Consider the following 12,710-nt stretch of genomic DNA (forward strand, 5'->3'; position numbering starts at 1 on the left):
ACGTCGTTTCGCGCCTACACCTAGTCACGCACGCCCGCGACTCGACGAAGCTGCTCTGCGCCACGGAGCCGTCCGCGGGGTGCGACATGTTTGACTTGGGAAGTCTGGTGGCGGCCCCGCGCGGGGGACTCGCCGAGACGCAGCTGGGACGCCTTGCGCGCGCCCTCAACGAGGCGGACGCGGTCGTCGTCGGCGCGGGCGCGGGCCTCTCGACGGCCGCGGGGCTCACGTATGACGGGCCGCGGTTCGAGGCGATCTTTGGCGACTTCATCGAGAAGTACCGCTTTCAGGACATGTACTCCGGGGGGCTTCTGCCCGTTTGGCTCCTTCGAGGAGCGCTGGGCGTACTGGAGCCGCTACATCTGGTGCAACCGCTACGTGAAGGCCCCGGGCACCGCCTACGACGATCTGCTCTCCCTCGTGCGCGACAAGGACCACTTCGTGCTCACCACCAACGTGGACCACCAGTTCCAGTTGGCGGGCTTTGACGGGCGACGCCTCTTCTACACCCAGGGCGACTACGGCCTCTTGCAGTGCAGCGTGCCCTGTCACAGGCAGACCTACGACAACGAGCACCTGGTCAGGGACATGATCGAGGCACAGGGCTACGTGATTGCCGCCGATGGCGCGCTCACGCTGCTGGAGGGCGCGCGCCCGGCCATGAGCGTGCCGTCGGAGCTCGTCCCGCGCTGCCCGGTGTGCGGCCGGCCCATGGCCATGAACCTTCGCTCGGACGACACCTTCGTGGAGGACGAGGGCTGGTACGCCGCTGCGGCGCGCTACCAGGACTTCCGGCGGCGCCACCAGCGCGGGCGCGTGCTCTATTCACCCCTACGCCGCAGGCGGGGTTAGTATGCGTGTCGTTGCCGTCCCAGCGATTCGTGTGCAGTTCCCTATGCCTGAATTCGGAATTATGAGTCTACAATATTCGGATTCCTGGGGTAGAATTCTTCGTATTCTGGGTTCGCATCATTCGGATTCTTGGATGCAAGGGGTGATGTTCCATGCCAGACGGCCCCGGGGTTGCCTATCGATCACAAAAGCCTGCACGGTACCGGCGACGTATCGTTGATGCTCAGATTTCTCGCTATCTGAAGCTCTTTGGTGCGATTGAAGTTTCGGGCACCAAGTGGTGCGGGAAGACATGGTCTTCGCTCGCTCAGGCGGAAAGCGTCACGTATGCGGATCGCGGCGGCAACCTCGATGCGGTCAGGGCCGATCCTTCGTTTGCGCTTGCGGGCGAGCAGCCTCACGTCATTGATGAGTGGCAGCGCTGCCCCGCCGTCTGGGATACGGTTCGGCATGCCATCGATGATGCTGGGGGAACGCGTGGGATGTGGATTCTCACGGGCTCTTCGACGCCGCAAAAAGACAAGGTCTCGCATAGCGGGGCGGGGCGCATCGGTCGGATTCGCATGCATCCCATGACGCTCCAGGAGTCGCGGGAGTCTACGGGTGCGGTGAGCCTCCGCGGCTTGTTCGATGGCGCGTTCTCTCCTGGCGCTTGCGCTGCTGACATACGAGGCTTGGCGCACGTGGTTTGCCGGGGCGGCTGGCCCGAGGCAGTTGATATGTCCGCGGAAGATGCGCAGGTGATTGTGCGCTCCTATCTCACCCAAGTTTTTGAGCAGGGCATCCCCCGCATGGGTGGGGACCACCGTGTTGCAGAGCGGTTGTGTCGCTCGCTGGCGCGAAGCGTCGGACAGTCCGTCTCCAACGTCACGCTTGCGCAGGATGGCTTTGGTCACGCTGCAAAAGCTGAAGTTTCCGACTCGGAGCGTCGCGAGGTTTCGCGCCACCTGGCGCTGCTCTCCGATGTGTATCTTGTTGACGAGATCGAGGGCTGGGTGCCCGCCTCGCGCTCTCCGAAGCGCATGCGCGTGAGCCCCAAGCGCTACTTTGCCGACCCATCTATCGCTGCGGCGCTTCTCGGCATGGGTCCAGAGCGACTGTTGCAGGATTGGCAGACGTTCGGCATGGTGTTCGAGAATCTTGTCATGCGGGATTTGCAGGTCTATGCAGAGGCGCATCCGCTTGCGTCGGCGCGCCCGGTGCGCTACTACCATGACGACTCTGGTCTTGAGGCCGATGCGATCATTGAGCTTGCTGATGGTCGCTGGGCGGCGTGCGAGGTGAAGCTTAGCCACGACAAGGTGGCGGATGCGGCGCGCAGCCTGACCAGGCTCCGGGACAAGCTGCTCCGCGACGAGCGACGGCGCGTCGACCCTCCGGCATTTCTCGCCGTTATCGTTGGCGCTGGTGAGGCGGCCTATCGCCGCCCCGACGGGGTGTACGTTGTTCCCATCCGTATGCTCGGGGAGTAGGTGCTTCCGGCGAGCTGCATTGCACGTCCAGCCATAGGCTCGGCCGCATAGGCCATGACGGCCTTCTCCTCTGGCGTGAGGCGGTCGGCCCGCTTAGTCGGCACCGCTCCTCTTATGAACCGTTTGACGAGCGAGAAGGGCAGGACGCCGCGCAGCGCCTTGAACCTCCGCTGTCTCTTGAACATGACCATAGGGTTCCGGTGCCCCGCCTCGCCCATGCCGCCGGAGAGCGAGCAGGTCGCGCACGCTCTGCGCACCGTGGCCGCCCCCCGCCCATCCCGCAGACGAATCGACCGCCGAGGCGGGGGCGCCGGTGCGCCGTTTCCAGAGCCCGAATGGATTGACCACAGGGGCGGCGGGGCACGCTAAACCTTGTCCGGGGGGCGTCCATTCCAACTATCGCCGGGGCTCCCTCCTGTGACGGAGCGCTCCTCGGATGCTTGCCTTTGCTGCGTCCTGTCCCCTTTGCACGCCCCCCGCACGCCCGCCTTTGCGCGCTTCGGGTATCCTAGGGAACCTTGCACTATCGCACCCACGCACCCGACCGAGGGAGCCACACATGGACATCATCGCCACGCTCGCCGACGAGCTCGGCCTCAAGCCGGAAGCCGTCGAGGCCGCCGTCAAGCTCATCGACGAGGGCAACACCATCCCCTTCATCGCGCGCTACCGCAAGGAGGCCACGGGCGGCATGGACGACGTCGCCCTGCGCGCGCTCGACGAGCGCCTCGCCTACCTGCGCAACCTCGAGCAGCGCAAGGCGGACGTCCTGCTGCTCATCGAGGCGCAGGGCAAGCTCACGCCCGAGCTCGAGGAGCAGATTCGCTCCGCCACGGTCATGCAGCGCGTCGAGGACCTCTACAAGCCCTATCGCAAGAAGCGCATGACGCGCGCGCAGAAGGCGCGCGAGGCGGGGCTCGAGCCGCTTGCCAACATGATCTTCATGCAGGTTGCCACCAAGGGATCGGCGCTCGACGCCGCGGCGCCCTTCGTGACGCCCGAGGCGGCGGAGGCCGGGTTCGACACGCCTGAGAAGGCCCTCGCCGGCGCAGCTGACATCGTGGCAGAGACGGTGGCGGAGGACGCCGAGAACGTCGCCGACCTGCGCGCCTTCACCGAGAACACGGCCGACATCGTCTCCGTTGCCGTGAACCCCGACGAGAAGACCCCCTACGAGCCCTACTACGACTTCGCCGAGCCCGCGCACAAGATCCCCAACCACCGCGTGCTGGCGATCGACCGCGGCGAGCGCGAGGAGAAGCTGCGCGTTCGCGTTCGCGTCGACGCGGATGCCGCCGTGGCGCGCCTGGGAAGCCGCTGGCCGCGCCGCCAGGGCGTCTTCGCGCCCGTCTTGGACGCGGCGATCGCGGACGGCTACAAGCGCCTCATGGCCCCCTCCCTCGAGCGCGAGGTGCGCGCCAGGCTCACGGTCCGCGCGCAGACCGATGCCATCAACGTCTTTGCGAAGAATCTCGAGAGCCTGCTGTCCGCGCGCCCGGTGCGCGGCGCCCGCGTGATCGCACTCGACCCGGGGTACCGAACGGGATGCAAGGTGGCGGTGCTCGACGAGTACGGCACGCTGCTCGACCACGGCGTGGTCTACCCGACCAAGCCGCGCCACGACGTTGCGGGCACCAAGCGCGAGCTCGCGCGCCTCGTGGCCAAGCACAAGATCAACACCATCGTCATAGGCAACGGCACCGCCAGCCGCGAGACCGAGGAGGTCGTCTCCGAGTTCATCGCCGAGCAGGCGCCCGACCTGCGCTACACCATCGTCAACGAGGCCGGCGCCTCGGTCTATTCGGCCTCGGAGCTCGCGAGCCGGGAGTACCCCGACCTCGACGTCACCACGCGCGGCGCCATGAGCCTGGGCCGCCGCCTGCAGGACCCGCTCGCCGAGCTCGTGAAGATCCCGCCCCAGTCCATCGGCGTGGGCCAGTACCAGCACGACCTCGACCAGGCCGAGCTCTCCCGCGCGCTCGGCAACGTGGTCGAGGACGTGGTCAACCGCGTGGGCGTGAACGTGAACACGGCGAGCGCGAGCCTGCTCGGATACGTCTCGGGCATCACGGCCACCGTCGCGCGCAACATCGTGACCTACCGAGAGGAGCACGGCGCCTTCAAGGATCGTCGCGAGCTCAAGAAGGTCCCCCAGCTCGGTCCCAAGGCCTTCCTCAACGCTGCCGGCTTTCTGCGCATCGTGGGCGGCGCCAACCCGCTCGACGCCACGGCGGTGCACCCGGAGAGCTATCCGGTTGCCACCGCGCTGCTCGAGCGCGCGGGCGTGGGGGCCGAGGAGCTCACCCGCGGCGGGGTCCCGGACATCGCGCAGCGCGTGGGCAGCGTGGCGACGCTCGCCGGCGAGCTCGACTGCGGCGTCATGACGCTCATCGACATCGTCGCCGAGCTCGAGAAGCCCGGTCGCGACCCGCGTGACGACGCGCCCGAGGTGGTCTTCAGCCGTGCGGCGCTCTCCATCGACGACCTCGAGGCGGGCATGGAGCTCACGGGCACCGTGCGCAACGTGGTGGACTTCGGCGCCTTCGTCGACGTGGGCGTGCACCAGGACGGTCTCGTGCACATCTCCAAGATGGCCAAGCGCTTCGTCAAGCACCCCAGCGACGTGGTGGCCGTGGGCGACACGGTGCGCGTGTGGGTGGAGAAGGTCGACCGCGACCGCGGCAAGATCTCGCTCACCATGGTCCCGGGGAAGTAGGCGAGCGCCGGGCCGGGGCCGCCTCGCGTCCGCGGCGGCCCCGGCCCTCCTCAAAGTCTCCGCTTGCGCCGGGTCGCGCGACCCGGTACACCTCTATGGGGCAAGCTCGAACGAGGGGGTCTGATGTTGACGATACTGCTGATGTGCGCCGGGGTGCTCATAGGGAAGCTCCTGTTCCCCGAGCGCTGGGCGGGCGCAAACGGCCGCCTCCAGGTGGTCCTGACCGTCCTGCTCATCTTCACGATGGGCGTGTCCATAGGCAGAAACGACGACCTGCTGCGCAACCTGACCTCCATCGGCCTCGACAGCGCGCTCTTCTGCGTGATTCCCATGGCGGCCTCGGTGGCGCTCGTCTACCTGGTGGCGCGCCGCGCCTTCGCCGCGAAGGAGGGGGAGTAGCCGTGGTGTTTCTCGCCCTCGCGGCCCTTCTCGCCGGCATCGCGTGCGGCCTGCTCGGAGGGGACCTCCCCGCCGTCGACGCCCTGCTCGCCTCGAGCGACCTGGTCCTCAACCTCCTCATGTTCTCGGTGGGCGTGAGCATCGGGCTGCAGCGGGGCATCGCCCGCAAGATCGCCCAGTACAACCTGCGCGCGCTCGTCATCCCCCTGGGCGTGACCATCGGATCGGTCGCGGGCGGCGTGGTCTGCTCGCTGGTGACGGGCTACCCGCTCGCCGAGAGCGCCTCCATCGCCGGGTGCATGGGCTGGTACAGCCTGGGCGGCGTCACCATAGGCGCGCTTTCGGGCGGCATGTATGGGGGAGTGGCGTTTCTCAGCAACCTCATGCGCGAGATGCTCTCGTTCTTCTGCATCCCGCTGCTCGCGCGCCACCTCAGCCCCGCCGCCTGCATCGCAGCCGCCGGCGCCACGAGCGAGGACACCACGCTTCCCATGATGATGAAGTACACGAGCGAGGAGGACGTGGTGCTGTCGGTCCTGAACGGCGCCATCTGCTCGGCGTTCGTGCCCGTGCTCATTCCCCTCTGCTACCAGCTCTTCGGCGCCTAGGCTACCCGTCGGACGGCTCGCTCGCCGGCAAAGCGCCCCCGGCCGCCAGAATCCCGCTCCGGCCGGCCCTTCCCGGAACTACAATTCCTTTCAGATTGGAAACGTTTCCAATCCAATGGAACGCAGCAGGGAAGGAGCACCATGAGCAGCTGGCTTGACGACGCCGTCTTCTACGAGATCTACCCCCAGAGCTTCAACGACACGAACGCCGACGGCATCGGCGACCTGCCGGGCATCGTCGAGAAGCTCGACTACGTCCGCGAGCTGGGCTGCAACGCCATCTGGATCAACCCGTGCTTCGAGTCGCCCTTCGGCGACGCGGGCTACGACGTGGCGGACTACTGCCAGGTGGCGCCGCGCTACGGGACCAACGACGACCTCGTGCACCTGTTCGAGGAGGCCCACGCGCGCGACATGCATGTCCTTCTTGACCTCGTCCCCGGGCACACCTCCATCGAGCACCCCTGGTTCAGGGAGTCGTGCCGCGCCGAGAAGAACGAGTTCTCCGGGCGCTACGTCTGGACCGACGACGTCTGGACGCCCGTGGGCGACGTTCCCGGCGTCAACGGGGTGCTGCGTGGCATCGCCGAGCGCAACGGCGCGGTGGCGGTGAACTTCTTCGCCTTCCAGCCGGCGCTCAACTACGGCTTCTACCGCGTGACGGAGCCCTGGCAGAGCGCCATGGACTCGGCTGAGGCGCTCGCGACGCGCCAGGCGATGAAGGACGTCATGGCCTTCTGGCTCGAGCGCGGCTGCGACGGCTTCCGCGTGGACATGGCGGGCTCGCTCGTGAAGGACGATCCCGAGCAGGAGGGCACGATCGCCCTGTGGCAGGACATGCGGGCGTTCCTCGACGAGCGCTATCCCGCCGCGGTGCTCATCTCCGAGTGGGGGGAGCCGGACAAGACCATCCGCGCGGGCTTCCACATGGACTTCCTGCTGCAGTTTGGCACCTCGCACTACATGGACCTCTTCCGCTGCGAGCACCCGTGGTTCGCGCGCGAGGGCGCGGGCGACGCGAGCGAGTTCGTGGCGACCTACCGGCGCAACATGGAGCTCACTGACGGGCGCGGCCTCATGTGCATCCCCTCGGGCAACCACGACATGGACCGCCTGCGCAAGTTCCTCGACCCGCAGGAGATGAAGATGGCCTTTGCCTTCATCATGTCCATGCCGGGCTGCCCCTTCGTCTATGCGGGCGACGAGATCGGCATGCGCCACCTTGACGTGACCTCGGTCGAGGGCGGCTACCAGCGCACCGGCGCTCGCTCGCCCATGCAGTGGGACGCGTCCGAGCCCAACTTCGGCTTCTCGGACGCCCCCGCCGACGCCCTCTACGTCCGTCAGGACGCCGCGGCGGACGCCCCGACGGTCGCCGCCGAGATGGCCGACGAGTCCTCGCTGTGGAGCGAGCTGCGCCGCCTGATCGCGCTGCGCCGAGCGACGCCGGCCCTCGGCGTGAGCGCCGCGGTCGAGTTCGTGTACTGCGAGAAGAACGCGTACCCGCTCGTCTACCTGCGCTCCGACCGCGAGGAGGGCGGCCAGCGCGTGCTCTGCGCGCTCAACCCGTCGGCGAGCCCGGTGGAGGTGCCGTGCGAGCTCGCGGCATCGCGCACGATCTACGAGCTGGGGGCTCCGTGCGAGCTTTCGGGCGGCGTGCTGCGCATGCCCGGGGAGAGCGCGGTGTTCATCGAGCTGGTGTAGCGGCCGTCGGGCGCGCCGCCGCCGACGCCGCGCGGCGCGGCGCGCCCGACGCTACGCCTCCGATGCCTGGGGGCGGGGGATGAAGCGCGTGGAGAGCAGGAACAGCGCGCTGATCGCGAGGCTCGTGTACGCGCCGATGACGTCGATGAGCAGCTTGCACGCGACGGCGCCCGCGCAGAACGAGGCGACGAGGGCCGCGTAGCGCGCCGACCGGTGCAGCTCGTGGCGATCGCCGCGGAACACCCCGTCGTAGAGGGTCTCGCCGAACGAGCGCAGGTTGCCCGTGCAGAACACGCTCGCGTAGGCCGAGCGCGTGCCGAACGTCCTGAAGTTCTCGTACGAGATGGCGGCGAAGAACGAGATGGCGCTGTTGACCAGGAGGTCGGGCGCGAGGGCGGGGACGAGGGCCACCGCTGCGAAGGCGACTGCCTCGAAGAGGGCGACCGTGCGCTGCATGCGATAGCTGTCCCCGTCGTGCACGCGCACGAGAACGTGCCGAGAGAGCATGATGCCGGCCACGAAGGCGACGATCGAGACGAGGTAGTGCAGCACGCCGAGCCACGCCCCCTCGGCAAGGTTCACGCAGAGAAGGACGATGTTGCCGGTCTGCCCCGTGGCAAAGACGTGCCCGTGCAGCAGGTACGAGTAGGCGTCCATGAAGCCGCCCGCGCAGATGACCGTGAGCCCGAGCCTCACGGGCACCTTGGTCCTTGTCGTCGCCTGCTCCATGCGCCGCCCCCTCCGTCGCGTCTCGTTCGGGCCGGGTGCCATCCTAGACCATTGCGGTCGGGGGCCTCCGTCATTTCAAAAGCACGACACATGGCCGGGAGCGGCGGGGGCCCGGCGGACGCCGGGCCCAGAGACCTACCTCGCGCTCCTCCGGAGCCGTCGCGACACGGCGACGGCGACGAGGATCAGGAGCGCTCCCGCGGTGGCGATGAGCGCCGGTGCGCGCGTGGCGTCCCCGGTGTGGGGGAGCTCGTCGCGGGTGGACGGTCGGTCCTGCTCGGGCGCGGGGGAGCCCGTGCCTTCGGAGGCGACGCCGCCGTCGCCCGTCACGGAGTCACCGGCGTCCGCGTCGGGAACCGCGTCCTGATCGGAGCCGTCGCCCACGGGCCCCTCCTCGGGCGTCGGGCCGTCGCCGGGCGTCTCCGGGGAGCCGTCGCTGCCCGTGTCGCCGTCGGCGTCGGGGGCCTCGGGGTCGCCGCCTCCCGTACCGGGGTCGTCCACGCCCTCCTCGGGGTCGCTGCCACCCGTCCCGGGGTCGTCCGACCCGTCCGATTCTCCGCCCGTCCCGGGGTCGTCGGGCAGGCCGGCATCGGGGGCGTCCGGCTCCTCGGGACCTTCGGGCAGCTCGGGTTCCTCCTCCCCACCGCCCGGCTGCTCGGGCTCGTCGGGGTCGGGCGTCTCCGGCGTGCCGTCCGGCTGCTCAGGCTCGTCGGGATCCGGCGAATCCGGAACCTCGGGTCCCTCCGGCTCCTCTGGGCCGATCGGGCCATTCTCCCCGGCGGCGAGGCTCGGGTTGAGGCGCACGTCGTAGGCGATGACCGAGAGCTCGGCGGGGTCGAGGTCCTCGGCCGCCTCGTAGGTGAACGAGCCGTCGCGCGAGAACCCCACGAGCGCGTCGCCGCGATAGAGCTCGTAGGCGGTGGTGCCCCGGGCCAGCTCGTCCGTGGCCATGCTGGCGCTCACTCGCGCGACGCCCCCCTCGACCTCGACGTCCACGACGGGCGCCACGCCCTCTCCCGCCGCCTGCGCGTAGGCGCGCGCCCCGTTGACGATGGCGGCGTCGGTGTCGAGCGAGAAGTACGCCACCTTGCGGGGCATCGAGGGATAGCGCGAGCAGAACTCGAGCACCTCGGGCGCGAGGTCCCGCTCGCCCAGCCCGTACAGGTACTCGGCGAAGTCGTAGCCGGTCCCCATGGTGAAGGCGACGGCCATGCGGTTGTACTTCACGCCCCTCGTCGCGTGCGAGGCAAGCTCCTCGATGGTCCTCACGGCCTGCGGGTCGCTCCGCAGGATGCGCAGGGTCGCGCCGTAGGCGCCGTAGCGCCCCACGTCGGCCGCCACTCCCTCGGAGTAGGGGCTCGCCTCGAAGTCGTAGCCGGAGTAGTCCCAGTCGTCGAAGAAGTGCAGCCCGTTCCACCATGCGGTGACGTGCGTCCAGATGTAGACGCCCCAGGAGTCGCCGTTGTACCAGTCGGGGACGTAGCTGGGGTCGGCGGCCTGCCGCGCGAGCTCCTCGTCGCGCATCCGGGTGGCCCGCATGGCGTTCTCGTGGTAGTGGGCGGCGGGCCTGAAGGTGCCGCCCGTCCTTCTCGCCTCCTCGATGCCGCCGTGGCGCGAGCCGGCGATGGAGTAGAGGTTGTTGGTCTCCTCCGCCACGGCGATGACGTTGTTGTCGAGCATGTGGCCGTACTCGTGCGACATGCCCCACCCGTACATGTCGTCGCCCGAGAGGAAGCTCGCCGCCGAGTGCTCGGGCATGTGGAAGTAGCGGCCGTAGGCGTACATGGTGGACGGGTTCGAGACGGTGCGGGTGAAGGCGGTGTGAACGCGCGCCGTGGTGATCGCGTTCGGGCCGGATTCCTCGCTCGCGTCAAAGCCGTCGAAGGCCCAGTAGAACTCGAGGCGGTCCTGGATTGCCCTGTTGGAGCGCTCGACGTAGGCGACGGCCTCCTCCTCGTTCGAGATCGTCGCGTAGGCGCGCGCCATCGCGGTGGCGCTGATGGCGAACTGGGCGTGTCCCTCGTCGCCCATCTGGATGAGCGTCATGTCCGCGGCCTCGCCGCGCCCGACCCGCTCGGCGTGCGCCCTGACGTCCTGGACGTAGGACCAGAATCGCTCGGGGCGGGCGGGGTCGTGCTCGTAGAAGGGGTGCTCGCCGAGGCTCGACCCCAGGATGGGGACGGACCCGGGGTCGGCCGCGTCGGCGGACTCCACGCGGACGCGCGCCTCGTTGGAGGTGGAGTCGTTGCGCAGGTAGAGCATGTACGCGTTCGCCTTGCCGGTGAGGTCCACGGTGACGCGGTTCTCGCCGTTGGCGAGCCTCGTCTTCTGCCCCAGGTTGAGCGAGGGGTAGCTGTTGGTGTCGGTCACGCCCACCTGGCGCCAGGCCACCGAGAGCTTGGAGGGGTCCTCCGCCTCGACGTGCACCACGATTTCGTTGACGCGTCCGGGGACGAGGTAGAGCCCGGTGGCGTCGAGGTTGTCGAACTGGTAGCCCTGGTTGGTGCGGCGCGCCTCGGCGCTCGGGTCGCCCAGCTGGGACGCCGAGATCACGCTCGCCTCGAGCACGTCGCGGTTGGCCTCGAGATAGGTCCTGTAGCGCTCGATTCGCTCGAGCTGACCGAGGCGCGCGCGACGCTCCGGCGTGTCGATGCCGCCGAAGTGGCGCTCGATGGCGTCGCGCGCGTCCTCGATCGCGCCCGGGGCGAGAAGGTCGGGAACGAGGTCGAGGGCAAGGCCGTCGACGAAGGGGCGGTCGAGGACGTCAAAGAGGGCGCCGACCTCCTCGGGCGCGACGACGATCGAGGTCCCGCCCGGCCGGTCAAGGCCCACCGAGACGATCGGTCGGGACTCGGCGTCGCCCGTGAAGGAGACGCGCTCGAGGGCCGAGCGCGCCGCCTCGGGCGAGGCGCAGCTCGCCACGACCCTTCCCGCCTGCCAGGTTCCCGAGAGGGCGATCTCGATGGGATCGTCGGTGCTGTGCGCGGTGAGCGCGCCCGAGACGCGCAGGCTCGCCCCGTCCGCGAGGTTGACGCGGTCGGAGCCCTCGAGACGTGCGGCGCCGCCCAGCGAGAGCGACCCGCCCGCGTCGACGCGGACGCCATAGGTGTTGTTGGGGCTGTTGTCGCCGACGGTGCCGCCCTCGAGCTCGAGCGAGCCCCCAGAGAGCACGTGCACCACGCCGTCTGAGGAGACGTTGGAGGAGTTGCCGGCGATGGTGCCGCCCGTCATGCGGACTGAGCCCTTGGTCCACACGATGGACTGGGAGTAGCTCACGCGGTTGCCGGTGATGGAGCCGGAGCGCATCTCGAACGAGCTCCCCGCCTCGACGGCGACGGCGGCGTTCTTCATGGCGAAGCCGTCGCGAATCTCACCGCCGTCGAGGATGAAGGACCCGGAGCGCACGTAGACGGCGCCCCACGGCTTCCAGGAGCAGAGGGCGTCCTCGATGGCGGCGCCGTCGCGCATGGTGAGGGACGAGCGGCCGTTGAGGGTGACGACGGCCTCGTCGGAGTCGGCGTCGGCGCCGTCGAGGGTGAGCCGCGCCCCGGCTCCCGCGTCCGCCTCGAGCACGAGGCTCGAGCCGCCGTCGAGCCTCACCATACCGGCGACCTTGCCGCCGCTCGTGGGGAAGCCCTCGCCGCGCGAGATCGTGCAGGGTGCCGTTGCGCGCAGGGTGACGGAGCGCCCGTCGAGGAGCTGGAGGGGCGCCGAGAGCGCCTGATCTGCCGAGACCTCGATGACGTCGCCGTCGAGCGCGGCGGCGAACGCCTCGACGATCCCGGGCTGCTCGATGCGCTCGCCTCCGCGGACTATGGCGACCGTGGCGCCCGCGGGTGGCTGCGGCGCGTCGGCGCCGTCGTCTGCGGGCGCCTCCGGGGCGACGCCCCCCGCCGCCTCCTCGTCGAGGGGCGCCCCGTCGGCGGCGGGTGCCCCCTCGTCCGCCTCGGTCGGGGTCGTCCCCCCGAGGCTCGCTCTCTCGTGGGCGGTCTCCTCCAGGGTGGTCGCCGCGCTGGCGCCGACGGGCGCCAAGCTCGCGCAGAGGATGGTCCCAACAACTGCCGGGGCTACTCTTCTGTGGAGCATGTCCTTCCTTTCTTTGGTCTCGCCCCGCCAGGGGCGGTGCCCGTGCGGGCCCGTTGCTGCCAGGCGGGTTATACCCGTGGGCCGCGATCGTTGAAGGCGCCTCAAGTTTGACTCCACCAACTCTGCTCGAACCTTGGCGCGACC

General features: G+C 69.3%; 8 protein-coding genes. 6 read left to right on the forward strand and 2 right to left on the reverse strand.

Annotated features, from left to right (window positions below):
- Positions 1-258 precede the first annotated feature (258 nt).
- From BQ7106_RS08660 to BQ7106_RS08685, 6 genes are all read left to right on the forward strand, one after another.
- The gene (locus tag BQ7106_RS08660) at positions 259-852 is read left to right on the forward strand and encodes an SIR2 family NAD-dependent protein deacylase (protein ID WP_129583832.1); all 594 of its coding nucleotides are present in this window, start codon (positions 259-261) and stop codon (positions 850-852) included.
- A 152-nt stretch (positions 853-1,004) separates the two neighbouring features.
- Positions 1,005-2,324 (forward strand): ATP-binding protein, encoded by a 1,320-nt coding sequence (locus tag BQ7106_RS08665; protein WP_072374316.1) that lies wholly within the window; start codon positions 1,005-1,007, stop codon positions 2,322-2,324.
- Between the two features lie 559 nt (positions 2,325-2,883).
- Positions 2,884-5,040, forward strand: coding sequence for a Tex family protein (locus BQ7106_RS08670; RefSeq protein ID WP_072374319.1), 2,157 nt, complete (start codon positions 2,884-2,886; stop codon positions 5,038-5,040).
- 123 nt (positions 5,041-5,163) lie between these two features.
- A complete protein-coding gene (locus tag BQ7106_RS11185) occupies positions 5,164-5,439 on the forward strand; it encodes a LysO family transporter (RefSeq protein WP_072374322.1) in 276 nt (91 codons plus the stop codon).
- 2 nt (positions 5,440-5,441) lie between these two features.
- Positions 5,442-6,047: a LysO family transporter gene (locus BQ7106_RS08680; RefSeq protein WP_072374325.1), complete on the forward strand. Its 606-nt coding sequence runs from the start codon at positions 5,442-5,444 to the stop codon at positions 6,045-6,047.
- Between the two features lie 141 nt (positions 6,048-6,188).
- Positions 6,189-7,751 (forward strand): alpha-amylase family glycosyl hydrolase, encoded by a 1,563-nt coding sequence (locus BQ7106_RS08685; RefSeq protein WP_072374328.1) that lies wholly within the window; start codon positions 6,189-6,191, stop codon positions 7,749-7,751.
- Positions 7,752-7,802: 51 nt separating this feature from the next.
- Here the strand turns inward: BQ7106_RS08685 and BQ7106_RS08690 are convergent, their stop codons facing one another.
- Together BQ7106_RS08690 and BQ7106_RS08695 are read right to left on the reverse strand one after the other, a co-directional pair.
- Positions 7,803-8,480, reverse strand: coding sequence for a YoaK family protein (locus tag BQ7106_RS08690; RefSeq protein WP_072374331.1), 678 nt, complete (start codon positions 8,478-8,480; stop codon positions 7,803-7,805).
- Between the two features lie 135 nt (positions 8,481-8,615).
- Complete coding sequence (locus tag BQ7106_RS08695; protein WP_072374334.1) at positions 8,616-12,566, reverse strand: M60 family metallopeptidase; 3,951 nt, start codon at positions 12,564-12,566, stop codon at positions 8,616-8,618.
- Between the last annotated feature and the right edge of the window lie 144 nt (positions 12,567-12,710).

Source organism: Thermophilibacter mediterraneus, assembly GCF_900119385.1.
Lineage (GTDB): Bacteria > Actinomycetota > Coriobacteriia > Coriobacteriales > Atopobiaceae > Thermophilibacter > Thermophilibacter mediterraneus.

What these genes read in the sequence shown, in the direction of transcription:
- BQ7106_RS08665 (WP_072374316.1), top strand. Translation starts at nt 1,005, where the DNA reads ATGCCAGACGGCCCCGGGGTTGCCTATCGATCACAAAAGCCTGCACGG.
- BQ7106_RS08670 (WP_072374319.1), top strand. Translation starts at nt 2,884, where the DNA reads ATGGACATCATCGCCACGCTCGCCGACGAGCTCGGCCTCAAGCCGGAA.
- BQ7106_RS11185 (WP_072374322.1), top strand. Translation starts at nt 5,164, where the DNA reads ATGTTGACGATACTGCTGATGTGCGCCGGGGTGCTCATAGGGAAGCTC.
- BQ7106_RS08685 (WP_072374328.1), top strand. Translation starts at nt 6,189, where the DNA reads ATGAGCAGCTGGCTTGACGACGCCGTCTTCTACGAGATCTACCCCCAG.
- BQ7106_RS08690 (WP_072374331.1), bottom strand. Translation starts at nt 8,480, where the DNA reads ATGGAGCAGGCGACGACAAGGACCAAGGTGCCCGTGAGGCTCGGGCTC.
- BQ7106_RS08695 (WP_072374334.1), bottom strand. Translation starts at nt 12,566, where the DNA reads ATGCTCCACAGAAGAGTAGCCCCGGCAGTTGTTGGGACCATCCTCTGC.